17 protein-coding genes are annotated in these 17,466 nt (G+C 62.0%); 4 read left to right on the top strand and 13 right to left on the bottom strand.

Going from position 1 to position 17,466, the window contains the following annotated elements:
- Positions 1 to 119: 119 nt before the first annotated feature.
- Positions 120 to 770 (bottom strand): hypothetical protein, encoded by a 651-nt coding sequence (locus HII33_RS11940; RefSeq protein ID WP_179396043.1) that lies wholly within the window; start codon positions 768 to 770, stop codon positions 120 to 122.
- Between the two features lie 227 nt (positions 771 to 997).
- Here HII33_RS11940 and HII33_RS11935 point away from each other — a divergent pair, with 227 nt between their 5' ends.
- From HII33_RS11935 to HII33_RS11925, 3 genes are read left to right on the top strand one after another with little or no spacing between them, the layout of a single operon-like run.
- Entirely contained in the window at positions 998 to 3,370 is a 2,373-nt protein-coding gene (locus tag HII33_RS11935; RefSeq protein ID WP_179396042.1) for an ATP-dependent DNA helicase, read from the top strand.
- Positions 3,357 to 4,031, top strand: a complete 675-nt coding sequence (locus HII33_RS11930) for a hypothetical protein (RefSeq protein ID WP_179396041.1) — start codon at positions 3,357 to 3,359, stop codon at positions 4,029 to 4,031. Before HII33_RS11935 ends, HII33_RS11930 begins: the two co-directional genes overlap by 14 nt.
- Positions 4,028 to 4,852: a sce7725 family protein gene (locus HII33_RS11925; RefSeq protein ID WP_179396040.1), complete on the top strand. Its 825-nt coding sequence runs from the start codon at positions 4,028 to 4,030 to the stop codon at positions 4,850 to 4,852. Before HII33_RS11930 ends, HII33_RS11925 begins: the two co-directional genes overlap by 4 nt.
- 83 nt (positions 4,853 to 4,935) lie before the next feature.
- Here the strand turns inward: HII33_RS11925 and HII33_RS11920 are convergent, their stop codons facing one another.
- The 12 genes from HII33_RS11920 to HII33_RS11865 all read right to left on the bottom strand — a co-directional run bounded on the left by HII33_RS11920 (position 4,936) and on the right by HII33_RS11865 (position 16,168).
- The gene (locus HII33_RS11920; RefSeq protein ID WP_179396039.1) at positions 4,936 to 6,396 is read right to left on the bottom strand and encodes a C40 family peptidase; all 1,461 of its coding nucleotides are present in this window, start codon (positions 6,394 to 6,396) and stop codon (positions 4,936 to 4,938) included.
- A gap of 203 nt (positions 6,397 to 6,599) precedes the next feature.
- Positions 6,600 to 7,307 (bottom strand): purine-nucleoside phosphorylase, encoded by a 708-nt coding sequence (deoD, locus tag HII33_RS11915; protein WP_179396038.1) that lies wholly within the window; start codon positions 7,305 to 7,307, stop codon positions 6,600 to 6,602.
- Between the two features lie 27 nt (positions 7,308 to 7,334).
- The gene (locus tag HII33_RS11910) at positions 7,335 to 8,528 is read right to left on the bottom strand and encodes a phosphopentomutase (protein ID WP_179396037.1); all 1,194 of its coding nucleotides are present in this window, start codon (positions 8,526 to 8,528) and stop codon (positions 7,335 to 7,337) included.
- Positions 8,528 to 9,190, bottom strand: coding sequence for a deoxyribose-phosphate aldolase (gene deoC, locus HII33_RS11905; protein WP_179396036.1), 663 nt, complete (start codon positions 9,188 to 9,190; stop codon positions 8,528 to 8,530). Before deoC ends, HII33_RS11910 begins: the two co-directional genes overlap by 1 nt.
- A gap of 327 nt (positions 9,191 to 9,517) precedes the next feature.
- On the bottom strand, positions 9,518 to 10,216 hold the full coding sequence (locus HII33_RS11900) for an ABC transporter ATP-binding protein (RefSeq protein ID WP_179396035.1): 699 nt from the start codon (positions 10,214 to 10,216) through the stop codon (positions 9,518 to 9,520).
- Positions 10,209 to 10,991, bottom strand: a complete 783-nt coding sequence (locus tag HII33_RS11895) for an ABC transporter ATP-binding protein (protein ID WP_179396034.1) — start codon at positions 10,989 to 10,991, stop codon at positions 10,209 to 10,211. The genes HII33_RS11900 and HII33_RS11895 overlap by 8 nt, the downstream gene beginning before the upstream one ends.
- Positions 10,960 to 11,934 carry a branched-chain amino acid ABC transporter permease gene (locus HII33_RS11890; protein WP_179396033.1) on the bottom strand — a complete coding sequence of 325 codons (975 nt, stop codon included), beginning with the start codon at positions 11,932 to 11,934 and terminating at the stop codon, positions 10,960 to 10,962. Before HII33_RS11890 ends, HII33_RS11895 begins: the two co-directional genes overlap by 32 nt.
- Before the next feature lie 2 nt (positions 11,935 to 11,936).
- Positions 11,937 to 12,815: an ABC transporter permease subunit gene (locus HII33_RS11885; RefSeq protein WP_179396032.1), complete on the bottom strand. Its 879-nt coding sequence runs from the start codon at positions 12,813 to 12,815 to the stop codon at positions 11,937 to 11,939.
- 85 nt (positions 12,816 to 12,900) lie between these two features.
- Positions 12,901 to 14,094, bottom strand: a complete 1,194-nt coding sequence (locus tag HII33_RS11880; RefSeq protein ID WP_179396031.1) for an ABC transporter substrate-binding protein — start codon at positions 14,092 to 14,094, stop codon at positions 12,901 to 12,903.
- Positions 14,095 to 14,627: 533 nt separating this feature from the next.
- A complete protein-coding gene (locus HII33_RS11875; protein ID WP_179396030.1) occupies positions 14,628 to 15,089 on the bottom strand; it encodes a threonine/serine exporter family protein in 462 nt (153 codons plus the stop codon).
- Between the two features lie 22 nt (positions 15,090 to 15,111).
- Complete coding sequence (locus HII33_RS11870; RefSeq protein ID WP_179396029.1) at positions 15,112 to 15,855, bottom strand: threonine/serine exporter family protein; 744 nt, start codon at positions 15,853 to 15,855, stop codon at positions 15,112 to 15,114.
- On the bottom strand, positions 15,845 to 16,168 hold the full coding sequence (locus HII33_RS11865) for a thioredoxin family protein (protein WP_179396028.1): 324 nt from the start codon (positions 16,166 to 16,168) through the stop codon (positions 15,845 to 15,847). Before HII33_RS11865 ends, HII33_RS11870 begins: the two co-directional genes overlap by 11 nt.
- Positions 16,169 to 16,316: 148 nt before the next feature.
- Between HII33_RS11865 and HII33_RS11860 the strand changes: the two genes are divergently transcribed.
- The gene (locus HII33_RS11860) at positions 16,317 to 17,216 is read left to right on the top strand and encodes a DMT family transporter (protein WP_179396027.1); all 900 of its coding nucleotides are present in this window, start codon (positions 16,317 to 16,319) and stop codon (positions 17,214 to 17,216) included.
- Positions 17,217 to 17,466 lie beyond the last annotated feature (250 nt).

Here is a 17,466-nt window from a genome sequence, read left to right as displayed (position 1 = left end):
AGTGCTCGCGCTTCACTTACCCTGTAAGCGTGCCGCAAAACGGGCGCAAGTGCAAGCAAAAACCCCTGCAGGCTGAACCTGTAGGGGCAACACGGTCACATCGACCGCAACGCCTGCGGTCACTTGGTCGGCTTGGCCTTGGTCGTCGGTGCCTTCTTAGCGGTCGTTGCGCGCTTGGTGGCGGGCTTCTTGGCCGCCGGCTTCCGCGTGGTCGCCTTGGTCGTCGGTGCCTTCTTGGCGGCCGTCCGCCGCGTGGCCGGCTTCTTGGTCGTCGCTCGGGCGGCTGGCGCTTCCTTCACCACCGGCTTCGGTGCGGTCCGCACCGCTTCGATCAGGGCCAGTTTCTCTTGTGCCTCTGCGATCACCACAGCCTGATCCGCCGCGCGGTGTTGCTGATACTCATCCGCAGACGCCACGGTATCGATGCGCAGGCCGGACTGATTGACGTAAGGCGAGATCACGATCAAATTGAGCTTGAGTGGGACCATCGCCGTCTCATCGAGGAAGTTATTGACCTTCTTGCTGTCGGCCAGTGGTAGGTTGATCACCCCGGTCTCCAACCGCAGCGTGGTCGGCTCCGCGCTAGTGATCACGAGGTCGACCTGCGCCAACACGCCCTGGTCCAATGCGGCGTCGAGCGCCGCAAAGGCGGGGCGCAGGCACTGATCGAGGCCCTGGTCCGCCACCTGCGTCGGGGTCACCGACAGCTGCGTGACCTGGTAGTTATCCGCTGCGATGGCGTCTTGAAAAGCTTGTACGTTGATCTCCATATCGAATTCGTCTCCGTTCACGCGGCCGGGTCGGCCCATTTTGACTGGCGGCGCACCGCCACAACACGGCTCATTCTACCGTACTTCCCCCCTCAGATTCAACCGTGACGGGAACCGCCCGCCAAAACAGGGGGCCGTGTGCGCCTTCCCGCCACGCGAGCAGTGCTCTATAATGAGGAGGATCGCCCCTGCGCCGCTGCGCGCGGGCCGCGTTGAAAGGAGACCACATGGCTGACCACCGCATCGGCATTCGTGAACTCGTCGAGCTCACCGTGCGCACGGGGGATCTCGATCCCACCACCACCAACTCGAATAACACCGCCCAGCTTGGCAGCCAGATCCACCGGCGGCTGCAAGGTGCGCACGAGGCCGACTACGCCAAGGAGGTCTACCTCGCGCAGACCGTGACCGTCAACGGTGAGTCCTACACGATCGACGGCCGTGCAGACGGGGTGGACACCAGCCACGCCCGCACGGTGATCGAAGAGATCAAGACCAGCGCACGCGATTGGGCGAACGTGACGCAGAACACCAAGGACCGCTACTGGGCGCAGGCGCGGGTGTACGGCCACTTCCTCTGCCTTGAGCGGGACCTGCCGGAAGTCGAGCTCGACTTGATCTATTACCAGACCACCACCGACGAGATCACGCGCTTCACCGAAGTGCAGACGGCCGCAGACCTGGCCCTGTTTTTTGAGGACCTGGTGGCCGATTGGGCCGACTGGCTGAAAATGCGTAGCGACATCGTCGCCGCTCGCGATGCCTCGATCAAGGGGCTAACCTTCCCGTTTCCTGCCTACCGCAAGGGCCAGCGTGAGCTTGCCGTCGCGGTGTACAAGACCATCGCGGCCAAGACGCGCCTGTTCGTTGAGGCGCCAACCGGAACGGGCAAAACGATCTCGACGCTGTTCCCGACGGTTCAAGCGATGGGCACCGGCCTGATCCAGCGCGCTTTTTACCTGACCGCCAAGCAGAGCACCCGGGTGGTCGCGGAGCAGGCGATGGCGATGATGGCCGAACACGGGCTGGCCGCCAAATCGATCACCCTGACTGCCAAAGACACCATCCGCTTTGCGGATGAACCCGACGACCCGACGCAAAACCCCTACATGCTGGGTTACTACGATCGACTCAAGCCGGCCCTGAAAGACCTACTGGCCCACGAGGATCAACTGACCCGTGCCGTGATCGAGCGATACGCGCAGCAACACACACTCGACCCCTTCGAGTTCTCGCTGGACGCCTCCCTGTTCTGCGACGTGATCATCTGCGATTACAACTACCTGTTCGACCCAGCGGTGTTCCTGCAACGCTTTTTCGCTGAGCCCGACGACACCAACTTCTTCCTGGTCGACGAGGCCCATAACCTCGCCTCACGGGCGCGCGAGATGTACAGCGCCGCACTGACCGACACCAGCTTCACGGCGCTCAAAACGGCACTGAGGCCGCACAAAGGCGGTAGCGCGCTGACCACCGTCAAGCGCACGCTGACCCAGACGATCACCGCCTTTGACACCGTCCGGCTCACCGTCTCAGATCAGCCGCTGACCTTCCAGTCGGCCCCACTGGACGACTTCATCGGCGCCTTGGATCGCTTCGCCGCCGCGGTGCACGATTGGCTCGGTGAGCCTCCGGAGGCCCGCGACGAGGAAGCAGTCGACCTGGTCTTGCCCGTGTTCTTCGAGGCCAACAGCTTCTTGCGCATCGCCGACCTGTACAACGACACCTACGAGACCGAGATCGCCTTGACCCCGGAGGCGATCACCCTCAAGCAACTATGCCTAGACCCCAGCGCCTTCATGGACGCCTGTATGGCCAAAGGCCGCGGAGCGGTCCTGTTCTCGGCTACCCTATCACCGCTCGATTACTACCAGGACATCCTCGGTGGGGCGGCCAACAGCCTCGCCTACCGCCTCGAGTCCCCGTTTCCCCGCGAGCAGCTCAAGGTCGTCGTGACGACTGACATCACCCCGATCTACCGCATGCGCGAGCGCACGCTGCCAGTGCTCGTCGCGAGCCTGATCCTGATGGCGACTACCCATCCCGGTCACTATCTGGTTTTCTTACCGTCGCACGCTTACATGGAGACCGTCGCCAGCGCATTCCAGACGGCTGCGCCTCAGTTGGCGGTGATCACACAGACCCCCGAGATGGATGGCGCGGCCCGCACCGCCTACCTGGCCCGGTTCACCGACGACCCGGCCCCGGTCGTTGGATTCGCCGTGCTCGGCGGCTTGTTTGCCGAGGGCATCGACCTCGGCGGGGCAGCCCTAGTCGGCGCCGCGGTGATCACCGTCGGCTTGCCGGGCCTGAATCCCGAGACCGACCGTCTGCGCGCCTACTTCGATGCGCAGGGCAAAGACGGCTTCGCCTACGCCTATCAGCTCCCTGGGTTCAACAACGTGTTGCAGGCCGGGGGCCGCGTGATCCGCGGCGCGCACGACCACGGCGTGCTCCTGCTTTTAGACAGCCGCTTTGCCACCCCACGCTATGCGAGTCTATTCCCACCACATTGGGCGCACGCCACGGTCAGTCGGGGGATCGACGACCTCGCCGCGCAGCTCACCAACTTTTGGGAGGCCCAAGATGACCAAAACTGACCTGACGCTCGACCTAGAGCAGACCCTCTACGCCTACTGGGAGGCCCTCGGTGCCATCGCCGTTGAAGAGGTGACGATGCCCGACGACCTCGGCATCGTCGACACGCTGGTCCTTCAGGGGGACACTTGGCGGTGCTTTGAGCTGAAAGTGACCAAAGCCGATTTTCACAGCAAAGCGAAGCTGAGCTTCGTCGGCCACTACAACTCGTTCGTCCTGCCACAGGCGCTGTACGACCAGGTGCGCGAAGAGATCCCTGCGGGTATCGGCGTGATGACCTACCAGCCCTTCGACCCCGCCCGCGTCGCTGCCAGCAGCCTACCGGTCGCGACGCCGGGTCAGCTGACCATCGCCAAGCCCGCCCGGCGCCAAGCGCTGCAGGTGCCTCCGGCCGCGCTGACGGAACGCTTCTTGGCCAGTCTGAATCGTGAAGTGCTCAAGGCTAAGCGCCTGGACCGCGGCCTGACAGGCTTTACCGACGAGCAACTGCTGCGCGAGCTGCGGCGCCGCACCGCCACTTACTCGGTCTATGCGCCTGAGGACAATCTCTACGACCGCTTCGAGGCGCAGATGACCACCACCGCGATCGAGACCCTGCAGGCCGAGGTCGACGCGCTGGCGGCGGAGCTGGCCGAGTACAAGCTGCGGGAGGCGGGCCTGTGAACTACTATCCCCTGATCCGCGGGCGTCAGTATGACTTGCTCGCCCTCAGCCAGATGGCGCAGATGCTCTCCCCCCACGTGATCCCAGTGATCGAACCGGTCAAGGACATCCCCGCGCTCGCGCGCTGTGCCGCTGCCTTCACGAAGCACCACCACCCGCTGTTCGTGATCCAAAATCCACTGGTCGGGGCGTACGGCCTGCTGGCTCAGCCCAAAACAACGATCCCGTACAGCGACTGGGTGCGCCCCGCCCGCTGGTTCGATCCGACCGCCAGTCCCCTGACGCTGGTGCAGTCGCTCACTCAGCTACATCAGCTCGACGCCACCCAGCTGGCGCTCATCCCGGCTGCCGCCCGATTCCGCGCCGTCGCCCACCCGGCCGCGATCTACCTGGAAGACCACACCTCGACGCGGGCACGCACCGAGGACTATCAGCAGGTGCAGACCGAGTTCTACCAGTACCCGGTCGCCCAGCTCCCTGGCGTTGGGCTCGCCGATTATCCCTTGAGCACCCACCACTACGATGACCACGGCTACGCCCAGCGGGCCATCGCGATCCACCTGCTTTTCATCGATCGCGGCGCCCTGTTCGTTCGCCACTTCACTTCAGTCAACAACCTCGACTATACCGACCCACAGACCAAATTCTTCGAGGCCGTGGCCCCACTGACGCCATGGTTGGCCGATCACCCTGACGCCGCCACGCCGGCGACGGCCGAACTGCAACGCCTCGCGGCCACGCAACACTTTCCGGGACTGGGCACGCTCCGCAAGCTTCAGCTCCAGCACTGGCTCACCATCATGGGCCGCTGGCTGGACTGAGCGAGCACCCCGTCCACCAGAAAAAATCCGCAGACGACAAAAATGCCTCACCCAGCCGGGTGGGGCATTTCGCGATGTCTGAATTAGAACAGCCGGGTGGCAAAAGATGGCTGATAGTACTGTGTGGCACCGATCTTGACCACATCACCAGGCTTGGGCGCGGCAATGTATTGGCCGTTGCCCAAGGCGATCGCCACGTGGTAGGCGTCACCATTGCTGGACCAGAAGTAGAGGTCACCAGGCTGTGCCTGCGCAACGGAGATCCGAGTCCCCTGCGTCGCCTGCATCTCAGACGTCCGCAGCAGGGAGATCCCCGCAGCGTGCTGAAGCACATACTGCGTGAAGCCAGAGCAGTCGAACCCGTTGAGCGTGGTCCCACCCCAGACGTACGGTGTGCCTTGCAGGCTCTTGGCCAGGCTCAAGATCGCCTGGACCTTCGCGGCGCGGCTGGTCGTGCTGGTCTGGTTGCTCGACGTGTTCGTGTTGCTCGTGTTCGTCGGCTTGCTCGGCGTCGTGCTCGTCGACGGGGCTGTGCTGGTGCTTCCGGTGCTCGTACTCGTTGAAGTCCCGGTAGAGGTGCTCCCGGTCTTCGTGAAGCGTGCGGGCACGTAGCCGCCGCTAGTCAGCTTGTACCAGGTCTCACCGGCAACAACGACCTTACCGTTAGCCGTGACCGACGCGCCGTTCGCGAGGTAGGTCCCGTTCGCCTTAGCGTACGCCGGCGTCGCCCAGACGGTGACGACACTGCCCGGATTGCTGATCGTCAAGCTGTAGCTCCCGCTGGTGACGTTGCTCGTCGCCGGCGTGCTAGTGCTTGGCGTGCTCGTTGCGGGCGCAGTGGTCGTCGGCGCTTGCGTCGCCGTATTCTGGCTCGTCGCGTTCTGGCTCGGCGTTGCTGCCGGGGCCTGAGTGGCTGGGGTGGTCGACGCACTCGGCGTCGTGCTGGTGCTTGGCGTCGTCTGTGTGCTGGTTGCAGCACCTGCAACGCTGGTGAAGCGGCCCGGAACGTAGCCCCCGGTGCTCAGCTTATACCAGGTCTCACCGGCACTGACGGTCTTTGCGACCGCAGTGACCGTCTGGCCGGCCGTCAGGTAACGGCCGGTCGGGGCGCTGTAGCTGGTCCCCGCCCACACGGTGGTCGCACCACCAGTGTAGGTGACCTTCAGCGTGAAGGCCCCTGCCTGGCTGCTGGCGCTCGCCGTTGCGGCTTGGCTAGCGGCCTGCGCCGGTGTGGTCGTGGCCGCCGCGTTGGCGCTACCGGCGATCTGCATGTACACCGCTGGGATCCACTCATTGGCACCGATCTGGTACCAGATCGCACCATTGACGGTCTTTTGACCCAAGATCTCGATCTGTTGGTTGTAGACCACGTAACGCTTGACCTGGTTGAAGGCAGGCGTCTGCCAAACGGTCGTAGCGCCTTCTTTATAGGTGATCGTCCCCGTGGATGCGCTCACTTGCTCTGGCGCCGCAGTCAGTGCCGCGAAGCCGGCAGCGCCGACGAGCCCGGCGGTCAGTGCGATTGCCTTAGTGCTTTTACCCATATGAGTGAATCCTCCCATCGGTTTCCTTGAATAATTCGTAAATATATTTATCGATTCTTAAAGAGTTAACTTTAGCCTACCACGGTGACCCCCCTTTTGCACACGAATACACGTTCGCGGGCGTCCAAGTTCGCTGCCCCTAACTACAAAAAAGCGGTCGTGGCGCGCCTTACAGCGTCCACGACCGTTATTTGACATTTGTGTTACACGCGTTTGGCAACGTTCAACGCGATCTCGATCATATCGTTGAAGCTGGTCTGGCGCTCCTGCGCGGTGGTCTCTTCCCCAGTGATGATGTGGTTCGACACCGTCAGGACGGACAGCGCCCGCCGGTGATACTTGGCCGCCAGCAGATAGAGCGCAGGGGTCTCCATCTCACTAGCCAAGATCCCGTAGTCGATCAGCTTCTGTCGGTCCAATTCATCATTATAGAAGCGATCCTCCCCGAGCACGTTGCCGACGTGGGTGGTGACGCCCTTAGCTTCTGCTGCCGCATGTGCGGTCGTCAGCAGGCCGTAATCCGCCAGCGGCGCATAATACAGCCCCGCACCGAATGTGTTCAGCAGAATGCTGGAATCGGTGCTCGACCCTTGCGCTAACACAACGTCGCGCACGTGCACATCCGGCCCGAGCCCGCCAGCGGTGCCGACACGGATCAAGACCTTGACGCCGTAATCCACCATCAGTTCGGTCGCATAGATGCTGATGGAGGGGATCCCCATGCCCGAAGCCTGCACGGAGACGCGCCGGCCCTGATAAGTGCCGGTGAACCCGAACGCATTGCGGACAGTGTTATAGCGCACCGGATCATCCAGGAATGTCTCGGCAATGTACTGGGCGCGCAGTGGATCGCCAGGCATCAAAACAACGTCTGCGATCGCGCCTTGTGGTGCATCAATGTGTGTACTCATCTTGGCCCTCCTTGTTGTCGTGCGCGGTTACTTGAGTTGGTCGAGGAAGCTCTGACCGACGCCGTTGCCGGCGACCCCGAAGTTATCAAGGATCGTGGCACCCATTACGGCGAACGGAGTCAGCGTCCCGAGGTCGCCGTTACCCGGCAGGGACTTGCTGTAAACCACCATCGGCACATACTCTCGCGTGTGGTCGGTCCCGGTGAAGCCCGGGTCGTTCCCATGGTCAGAGGTGATCATCAGCAGGTCGTCTGGGCGCATCGCGTCCAGCAACTCACCCAACTGGCGGTCGAAGGTCATCAGGGCCTCGCCATCGCCTTGCGCGTTACGCCGGTGACCGTACATCGCGTCGAAGTCGACCAAGTTCGTGAAGATGAACCCGTCGCGGTCGCTCTTGACGGCCGAGATGGTCTGATCCATCCCGTCCACGTTGCTGGTGGTGTGCACCCCGTCATCGAGACCCTGCCCGGAGAAAATGTCATTGATCTTACCGATGCCATACGTCGCCACCCCGGCCGCTTGCAAGCGGTCAAGGTCGGTCGGCGCATTCGGCAGCAAGGCGTAGTCGTGTCGGTCGCTAGTCCGCGTGAACGTCGCCGCGGAGTCGCCAACATACGGCCGGGCGATCACCCGACCGATGCGATACGGCTGATCCGTGGTAATACTGCGGGCGAAAGCGCAGATCCGGTACAGCTCTTCCAGCGGGATCACCGCCGTATTCGCCGCGATCTGCAGCACAGAGTCGCCGCTGGTGTAGACGATCAGCGCCCCCGTGCGCAGCTGTTCCTCACCGTATTTTTCGATCACTTCAGTCCCGGAGTACGGCTTGTTGACGATCACCTTGCGTCCGGAGAAGTCTTCGATCTGTTTGAGCAGGGCGTCGGGAAAGCCGTCCGGGAAAAAGCCGAGTGGCTCGGTCACCGGCAGACCCATCATCTCCCAGTGGCCATCCATGCTGTCCTTGCCCGCGGAGATCTCGTACATCTTGCCGAAGTACCCGATCGGTGCGTCGATTGGCTCGACGCCCTGGATCGGCGTGTCGCGCGCGATGTTCCCAAGGCCGAGTCGCTGCCAGTTCGGCAAATGCAGGTCACCCTTGAAGTGCGCCCCGATGTGGCCAAGCGTATCCGCCCCCGTGTCGTGATACTTCGCGGCATCCGGCGCCGCCCCGATGCCGATGGAATCCGTGACGATCCCGATCACACGCTTGAACTTAGCCATCAGGCATTCGCCTCCTTCATGATCGCGACGCCAGCGCTGGCGCCAAGGCGTGACGCCCCCGCCTCGATTAGCGCGGTCGCGTCTGCTAGGCTGTGGATCCCGCCGGACGCCTTCACACCGAGGCGGTCACCGACCGTCTGGCGCATCAAGGCGACATCGTGGACCGTGGCGCCACCACCAGCGAAGCCCGTCGACGTCTTCACGAAATCAGCCCCCGCCGCTTCCGCCAGCTTGCAGGCACGCACTTTCTCGTCATCCGTCAGCAAGACACACTCGATGATCACCTTGAGCAGGGCCTGCTTGGCGTGCGCCGCATCTGCCACGGCCTGGATATCTGCACGGACCTGGTCATCGTGCCCGGCCTTGAGTTCACCGATGTTAATCACCATGTCGACTTCCGTTGCCCCTGCATCGATCGCCTGGTCGGCTTCAGCGACCTTGATCTGCGTCGTGTTCGCCCCCAGCGGGAACCCGATCACCGTGCAGACCGTCACGTCCGTTCCGGCCAGCGCGGCCTTGGCGCGCGCCACCCAGTACGGATTGATGCAGACACTTGCAAACTCATACTGCTTGGCTTCTTCGAGCACCGCGTCGATCTGATCCTGCGTGGCCTCTGGCTTGAGCAGTGTGTGGTCAATGTACTTTGCTAATGGCTTGTCCATGAAATACCCCTCTCTATAATTGGCTCTAGTCCAATCTTACCATGTTCAGGCACCCGGAAAAAGTGCGCAACGACGCAAATGTAAGCACTTTCGCTTAAAAATATGCAAAGTAGTGCTGGGTATTGTCGCGACACGCCGTCCCTAGCGGCCCACCGCTGGCCCTAAGCTTACGCCGTTGGGGGCGCTTTCGCCAACTTCACGCCTGGACGCCAACAAGCACCAGGGCCTCTGCGTGCGAGCGCCTGGTGCTTGGGTATACGGATGAACTTTCTTGGTCATCGCAACTGGCGCCGCCTCGGTCAAGGCTCTGCCAGTCGGCCGCAATCGCTAGCCGCCCAGGTAGGCGGCGCGAACCGCTTCGCTGTTGAGGAGGTCCGTTCCAGTCCCGGTCAGCTTGACCGTGCCAGCGGCAAGCACATAACCACGGTCGGCGATCTGCAGCGCCTGCTGCGCGTTTTGCTCGATCAGGAGCACCGTGGTCCCGCTTGCGTTGATCGCCTTGATGATGGCGAAGATCTTGTTGATGTAGATCGGGGCCAGCCCCATCGATGGCTCATCTAAGAGCAGGAGCTTCGGCCGTGCCATCAGCGCGCGCCCCATCGCGAGCATCTGCTGCTCGCCACCAGAGAGCGTCGCGGCGTCCTGGTTGCGACGCTCCTTGAGGACGGGAAACTGGTCAAAGACGACCGCCAGCTGGTCGGCCTGGTGCTTGGGCTGGAGGTACGCACCCATCTTCAGGTTCTCCATCACGCTGAGCCCGGCGAACACATGGCGTCCTTCCGGCACTTGCGCGATCCCAGCGGCCACGATCTTGGAGGCTGAGAGCTTGGTCAGGTCCAGGTTGCCATAGGTGACGCTACCGGCTTTGGGCCGCAACAGCCCGCTGATCGTCTTGAGGACCGTGCTTTTGCCCGCCCCGTTCGCCCCAATCAGCGTGACGATCTCGCCGTCGTTGACGGTGAAGTCGACGCCTTGGACCGCCTTGATGGCGCCGTAGTTGACTTGCAAGTTGGTCACATTAAGCATGGACGCCACCCCCCAGGTATGCGGCGATGACCGCCTCATCCTGCTGGATCGCCGCCGGGGTCCCGGTCGCGATCAGCTTTCCGTGCTCCAGCACGTAGATGCGCTCGGCCAGGTTCATCACCAGGCTCATGTCGTGTTCGATCAGGACCACCGTCAGGTGAAACTCGCTGCGCAGCCGCCGGATCAGCGCCGTCAGCGCCGCGGTCTCTTCGGGGTTCATCCCCGCCGCTGGTTCATCGAGGAAAATGATCTTCGGCTGCGTCGCGACTGCGCGGGCGATCTCCACTCGCCGCTGGGTCCCATACGGCAGGTTGTCGGCATCGAGATCCGCGACATCTGTCAGGTCAAAAGCGGTCAGGAGCGCATCTGTCCACGTCGCGACTAGTTGTTCCTTCCTATAATAAGCAGGCAACCGGAGGATCTGGGCGAAGAAATTCTCGGTGTAGCGATGCGTCATCGCGGCTTGGATGTTCTCGCGCACCGTCAACCGGGCAAACAGACGGATGTTCTGGAACGTCCGCGCCAAGCCCATCTTGGCGACTTGGTAAGGCGGTTTGCCGATCAGGCTGACCGACTGGCCAGCCACGTCCAACGTGATCGTCCCACTGGTCGGCGGCGTCACCCCCGTCAGCAGGTTGAACAGCGTGGTCTTCCCGGCCCCGTTAGGCCCGATCAGCGCGACCAGCTCCCCTTCGTCAACGTGCATGTCGATGTCGGCGACGGCATCTAGCCCACCGAAGCGTTTACTCAGACCGGTCACTGTTAGAAGTGGCATGTTGGCCTCCTTTCCGGTCGAACCACGCACGGATCGACACCTCGTAGCGGCCCAGTAAGCCGCTTGGTTTGAACACCATGATCAAGATCAGCGCCAAGGCGTAGATCACCATGCGCAGCGGCCCGAAGCTCTGCAGCACGGTGTCCAGCACGCCGAGCACGATCGCGGCCATGAACGTCCCGGTCATACTCCCGACCCCGCCGAGCACAACGATGATCAGGATCGCGATCGAGTTCATGATGCCAAAATCACTCGGCGCGATCGTCTGGATGTACACCGCGTGCAGCGAACCGCCGATCGCCGCGGTCGCGCCCCCCATCACGAAGGCCGCCAGCTTCCACTTCGTCGGGTCGATCCCGCTCGCTTCCGCCGCGATCTCGTCTTCCCGGATCGCCTGGATCGCCCGCCCCGCGCGCGAGCGCGCGAAGTTCACGATCATCAGGGTGGTCAAGCAGACCAGGACGTACACCGTCGGCCAGCCGGCCAGCGCCGGGATGTTGAACATCCCCGCCGCCCCATTGGTGATCTTCAGGTTGTTCAAGATCACGCGGATGATCTCCGCCGCCCCCATCGTCGCGATAGCGAGGTAATCCCCGCGCAAACGTAGCGTCGGTACGCCGATGATCACGGCGACCCCCATGGCGATCAAGATCCCCACCGCCATCGACAAGTAGAACCCGAAGACCGTCGGCATGCTACTGGTAATGATGGCCGTTGCGTATGCCCCCACGGCCATGAAGCCTGCGTGCCCCAGCGAGAACTGGCCGGAGAACCCGATGATCAGGTTCAGCCCGGTCGCCAGGATGATGTTGATCCCGATGGTTACCAGCATGTTCTCGATGAACGCATCGACCACGCCAACGACGATCAGCACATTGATGAGCACGAACCCGAAGACAGCGATCGCTAACCAGGCCAGTGCGGCTTTCCATTTTGTCGCCATGATCACACCTTCTCCTTCACGTTCTTACCCAGCAGGCCGCTTGGCAGGATCACCAAGATCACGATCAGCACAACGTACACCGCCGCATCCTTGTAGGCGCTGAGGCCGATCGCCTGGACCCCGGTCTCCAGAAGCCCGATCAAGAAGCCTCCGATCGCCGCGCCGGGGATCGAGCCGATGCCGCCGACTACGGCGGCAACGAAGGCTTTGATCCCGGGCGTCATGCCCATCAGCGGGTCGATCGAGTTGTAGTACAGCCCGATCAGCACCCCCCCGGCACCGGCGAGTGCCGACCCCAGACCGAAGGTGAACGAGATCACGTGGTTGGGGTCGATGCCGACTAACGCGGCCGCTTCTGGGTCGACCGCAACGGCGCGCATCGCCGTGCCCATCTTCGTTTTTTGGACGATCAGCTGCAGGCCCACCATCAAGATGACGGCGGTGACCAGGATCAGGACCTGAATGTTCGAGACGGTGATCCCCGCCACTTGGTAGTTGCGCTGCGCCACGGCTTGGGGAAAATCACGCGTGTTGGCCCCAAACAGGAAGGACATCCCGTTCTCGAGGAAATACGAGACCCCGATCGCGGTGATCAGCGCCGTGATCCGCGGCGAGTGACGCAGCGGTCGGTACGCGAGAAACTCGATCAGCATCCCCAGCCCCGCCGTCACGACCATCGAGGACAGCAGCGCGACGAAGAAGTCAACGTGGTAAGTGTTGATCACGTAGTAGCCCCAGAAGGCCCCGATCATGTAGATGTCCCCGTGCGCGAAGTTGATCAGCTTGATGATCCCGTAGACCATGGTGTACCCCAGCGCCAAAAGCGCGTAGATACTCCCCAGTGATAGCCCATTGATCACCTGTTGGAGAAAGGTTTGCACTGTTTTGCCCTCCATTATTCATGGCCACGCAAGGCCGGACGCGATCTCCGCGTTCGGCCTGTGGCACTGCTTGTGGTGACGTCGCCTACTTGACCGCAGTCGCAGCGACGACCTTGCCGTTTTGCATCTCTTCGATGACGATCGGCTTTTCTGGGTCGTGGTTCTTATCCACACTGGTGGTCCCAGTGACCGCCGGCATGTCCTTGATCTTAGCCAGCGCCTTGGCGATCTTCACGGAGTTAGTAGACTTCGCGTCTTCGATCGCCTGCTTGATCATCAGGACAGAGTCGTAAGCCAGCGCGGAGAACGTCGGGGCGTCTGTCCCGTATTCCGCCTTGAAGTCGGCCATGAACTGCTTGGCCACGTCGTTGGTCTCACCGGACTTGGTGGAAAATGGCGTCGTGTAGTAGATGTCATTGGTGTTGCTGGCGCCGGCGATCTGCGCCAGCTTCGGATCTGCCATCCCGTCAGAACCGATGATCGGCACCGTCACGCCAGCTTGGCGCGCTTGCTTGATGATCAGCCCGACCTCAGAGTAGTAGCCCGGTGCGTAGATCGCGTCGACGTCTTTGGCCTTGATCGCGGTGATCAGGGCGTTGAAGTCCTTATCGCCTTCCTGGAAGCTCTGGGCAGACACGACGCGACCGGTGAAGGTTTTTTTGAAGGCCGCTGCCAGCCCGGTGCCGTAATCACTGGAGTTATCCTGCAGGATCGCGACTTTCTTAGCCTTCAGCGTCTTGTCCGCAAAGTGCGCGGCGGTCTCGCCTTGCAGGTCGTTGTTGAAGCAGGCACGGAAGACATAATCTTGCACGCTCCCGTCTTTTTGTAGCGTGTAGTCCGGGTCCGTCGCCGATGGTGACACCGATGCGACACTGGCCTTCGTCAGGTTCGGGATCGCCGCGGTGCCGTCGTTGGTCGTCGCCGGTCCGACGATCGCGCTGACCTTGTCCTTCGCGGTCAGCTGGGCCGTGACCGATGCGGAGCCGTTCGTCGTCGACTTGTTGTCCTGAATGACCGTCTGGATCTTCATCTTCTTGTCGCCGACCTTGATCCCCCCGGCCGCGTTGATCTGCTTGACCGCCAGCTCAAAGCCCTGCTTCATCTGGTTGCCGTAACCCGCGGCGGCACCGGACAGTTCCATGTTCATGCCGATCTTGACCTTGTCCCCTGTGCTCTCGTTACCCTCGGTGGCCGACTTGGCGGAACACCCGGCCATGATCCCGATACTCATCACAGCGGCAGCCGCCGCGATCACTTTTTTCATTGTCTGCTTCATCATGTTTTTCTCACTTTCTCTAATTGCGCCCCCGCGGTGCGCGCCGCCGCCGGGTCATTGACCAAAAACAAAAGGCCTCATCCACCATCGGAATGAGGCCACTCAAGGTCAGTCTTGAGAGCCCCATTGCCAAAGCGAAAACAGGGCTCAACGTGTTAGCGATTGCTAATCAGTCGGGTCCTTTTGCTTCAACAACAAGGCCAGATCTTGGGCCGGGGTAGTGAATCGACGAACCGTATTTTGCTGTGACATGAGCAACTACCCCTTCCCAGAATTAGTTAATGGTTAGAATTTACACCATGGTTTAATCGATGTCAACACTTCCGGGCAAAAAATATTCTCAAAGCCTGCGCTGCACACAAAAATAGCGGGGATGATCAGAGATCATCCCCGCCGCACAGTACCTGCTGACGCAGATAAGGCCCGCTGGCTCCACAACCTTGGACCACTGGCCCCCACAAATCCGGTGGGTAATGCATGACCAGCTGCTCTTTCACCATTGCTGGTTACTCGACTCATCGCATAACTTGATTATATCACTTCGGGTCCGTCGTTGTCGCGCGCATTCGGTAAGTCGTCTCCGCAAGTAGCTGCGCCAGCATGAACCCGACCGCGATCGCGCCGGCCACCATCGCCACGCGCAGCGTCAAGCCCAGGGCGGCATCGATCCGCCCCAGGACCAGCGCGCGCACCGCCTGGTAAGCGGTCGCACCCGGGACGAGTGGGACCAACCCGGGAATGTTGAAAATGATCACCGGCATTTTTTTGCGGCGCGCGAAGAGCATCCCGCAGACCCCGATCGCCAAGGCGCCGAGCAGGTTGGCCAGCATCCGACCGGTGTGCAGCTCCATCAAGAGCCAATACACCAGCCACCCGGTCGCACCGGCCCAGCCGGCCAGGTTCAGTGCGCGGCGTGGAACGTTGATGATGATCGCAAACGCGACCGTGGAGAGGTAACTGAAACTGATCTGGACCAGTAGTTCGAGCCAGTATGGCATAGCGTGTCTCCTTTCGGTGCAGTTAGAAGAACCTGAAGATCATCGCGATGCCCACACCGATCGCACAGGCGCTCAGAATCGCCTCCATGCCGCGCGCCATGCCCGACAGGAGGTGCCCCGCCAGCATGTCGCGGATGGAGTTAGTGATCGCCACCCCTGGCACCAGTGGCATGACCGCCCCAATGATCACGTTATCGAGGTTCGTGCCCAGTCCGAGCCGCACGCCGATCCAGGCGCATAGCCCGACCACAAGCGCCCCGACTAGCTCCGAGATGAAGCGCACGTTGGTCAGGTGACCAAGGCGGAGGTAGGCGTAAAAGCCGATGCCGCCGACAACTGCCGCCAGCGGCATGTCGGCCCAGTCATATGCCTGAGCGAACAACACCATCAGCGTGGTGCTACACAGCGCGGCCGCCACGACCTGCAACCAGACAGGGAAAAACGGCGTGTTCGCGTCTAACTTGACCAGCGCGAGGCGCAGCTGGGTCAGTGAGAGCTGGCCCGCCGCGAACGCACGCGAGAGTTGGTTAACGCCGGCGACTTTTTCCATGTCGATCCCCCGGCGGCGCACCGGCTCGAGCTGCGCCAGAGGCTCGGCGTCCATCGCAATGAATAGGCCGGTCGGGGTGGTGAAGACCATCGCCCGGTGCGCCCCTGCGTTGCGCGCGATGCGCGTCATCGTGTCATCGACCCGGTACATCTCACTGCCGCCCTCGATCATGATGCGTCCGGCCAGCAGGCACGTCGCAAGCACCTCACTGGTCATGGCGCGCCTCCAGCAGCTGGGCCAGATGCCGCTGCAGCTTTGCCTTCGGGTACGCGCCAGTGATCTTCTCCACTGGCCGCCCGTCCCGGAACACGAGCATCGTCGGGATGCTCTGCACCCCATATTCCGTTGCCACCGCTGTATCCCCGTCGACGTTCAGCGTCAGCAGGGTGAAGGGCATCTCCTGTTCTAACTCGATGAGCAGCGGGCTCAGGATCTGACACGGGCCGCACCACGGCGCCCACAGATCCACGACCGTCACCCCGTCACCGAGATGCGCTGCCATCGTCTTGCTCGTGACACTGATCGCCATCTGATCCCCTCCGAATCGTTCTTGTGCCTTTAATTTTAGCATTTTAACCCGGTGAACGGCATTAAAAAACGGCTGGTCGCGGCGCGTCAAAATCGCTATACTGGAGCCTATCAGCTTTGGTCCCTGACGGACCGAATGGAGGCCATTCATGTCACACCGTTCTGTTCCCCCAGCTGCCCTCGCCGCCACCGGTACTTGTATGTGGGGTGTCGGCGGCGTGCTCAGCAATATCATCTTCGACACCACGACCGCCAGCCCCGCCTGGGTCGTCAGCATGCGCCTGACCTGGGCGGGCCTCGCGATGCTCGCGTTCGGGCGCCTCACGCATCAGCCCTTGATGCGCGTGTGGCGCGATCGCGCCAGCGCCATCCGCCTGCTCCTGTTCGGCGTCATCGGCGTGGCGCTGGCGCAGCTGACCTACCTGCTGTCGATCTTCTACGGCAACGCCGCGATCGCAACCATCATGTTGTCACTGGTCCCGGCAATGATCACCGTCGTCACGAGTAGCCACCAGCGCGTACTGCCGCGGCCGATCGACACACTGGCGATCGCCGTCGCCTTGTTCGGGGTCTTTCTCCTCGTCACCAACGGCAGTGTCACCCAACTTCGCGTCGCCCCAGCGGCGATCCTCTGGGGTCTGCTCGCCGCCGTCACCGGCGCCGCCTACACCATGCTGCCGCGACCACTTGTTCAGACCGAGCCGCCACTGGTCGTCGTCGGCTGGGGCCTCGTGATCGGCGCGGTCATGATGAATGTCATGGCGCCAGTCTGGCAGGTGCCGACCGGCTTCACCACCGGGACCTGGAGCGCCCTGGCGTTCATCATCTTCGGCGCAACCTTCCTGGCGTATATCTTCTATGTCTCGAGCCTCAAGACCCTGCGTCCCGTTACGGCCAGCATGATCGAGAACCTCGAACCGATGACCGCAACACTGCTGTCGATCCTCTTTCTCGACCTCGGGTTTCACCCGTTGCAGTTTTTTGGGATCATCCTCGTGCTCGGCGCCGTCTTCATGATGAGCTGGGTGCCCAAGCGCAAACGGCTTTGATCAACCACTAGGCGCTCAGCCCTCGCCCACAACCGAGACGCTGAGCGCCTATTAGCATGCTCGCATCAGGCATCTATGTCGCCGTCGTGGCGTGTCGCCCATTCGTTGAGCTACTCTGTGCGTCAAAGCGCAAGGTGCGACACGCTGCGTGTAGAAGGTAAGCACCTAATAACAGACCGGATATGAATGCCAGCTTCTGGGCGATATGATTGCCTCATCAAATATGGTGAGGTGATTTTTATTGGATGAG

Origin of the sequence: Lacticaseibacillus absianus, assembly GCF_013407595.1 — a bacterium.
GTDB classification, from domain to species: Bacteria; Bacillota; Bacilli; order Lactobacillales; family Lactobacillaceae; genus Lacticaseibacillus; species Lacticaseibacillus absianus.
This window is presented reverse-complemented; position numbering and strand designations above follow the sequence as displayed.

What these genes read in the sequence shown, in the direction of transcription:
- HII33_RS11920 (WP_179396039.1), bottom strand. Translation starts at nt 6,396, where the DNA reads ATGGGTAAAAGCACTAAGGCAATCGCACTGACCGCCGGGCTCGTCGGC.
- HII33_RS11865 (WP_179396028.1), bottom strand. Translation starts at nt 16,168, where the DNA reads ATGGCGATCAGTGTCACGAGCAAGACGATGGCAGCGCATCTCGGTGAC.
- HII33_RS11935 (WP_179396042.1), top strand. Translation starts at nt 998, where the DNA reads ATGGCTGACCACCGCATCGGCATTCGTGAACTCGTCGAGCTCACCGTG.
- HII33_RS11930 (WP_179396041.1), top strand. Translation starts at nt 3,357, where the DNA reads ATGACCAAAACTGACCTGACGCTCGACCTAGAGCAGACCCTCTACGCC.
- HII33_RS11880 (WP_179396031.1), bottom strand. Translation starts at nt 14,094, where the DNA reads ATGATGAAGCAGACAATGAAAAAAGTGATCGCGGCGGCTGCCGCTGTG.
- deoD (WP_179396038.1), bottom strand. Translation starts at nt 7,307, where the DNA reads ATGAGTACACACATTGATGCACCACAAGGCGCGATCGCAGACGTTGTT.
- HII33_RS11940 (WP_179396043.1), bottom strand. Translation starts at nt 770, where the DNA reads ATGGAGATCAACGTACAAGCTTTTCAAGACGCCATCGCAGCGGATAAC.
- deoC (WP_179396036.1), bottom strand. Translation starts at nt 9,190, where the DNA reads ATGGACAAGCCATTAGCAAAGTACATTGACCACACACTGCTCAAGCCA.
- HII33_RS11875 (WP_179396030.1), bottom strand. Translation starts at nt 15,089, where the DNA reads ATGCCATACTGGCTCGAACTACTGGTCCAGATCAGTTTCAGTTACCTC.
- HII33_RS11900 (WP_179396035.1), bottom strand. Translation starts at nt 10,216, where the DNA reads ATGCTTAATGTGACCAACTTGCAAGTCAACTACGGCGCCATCAAGGCG.
- HII33_RS11895 (WP_179396034.1), bottom strand. Translation starts at nt 10,991, where the DNA reads ATGCCACTTCTAACAGTGACCGGTCTGAGTAAACGCTTCGGTGGGCTA.
- HII33_RS11890 (WP_179396033.1), bottom strand. Translation starts at nt 11,934, where the DNA reads ATGGCGACAAAATGGAAAGCCGCACTGGCCTGGTTAGCGATCGCTGTC.
- HII33_RS11910 (WP_179396037.1), bottom strand. Translation starts at nt 8,528, where the DNA reads ATGGCTAAGTTCAAGCGTGTGATCGGGATCGTCACGGATTCCATCGGC.
- HII33_RS11860 (WP_179396027.1), top strand. Translation starts at nt 16,317, where the DNA reads ATGTCACACCGTTCTGTTCCCCCAGCTGCCCTCGCCGCCACCGGTACT.
- HII33_RS11870 (WP_179396029.1), bottom strand. Translation starts at nt 15,855, where the DNA reads ATGACCAGTGAGGTGCTTGCGACGTGCCTGCTGGCCGGACGCATCATG.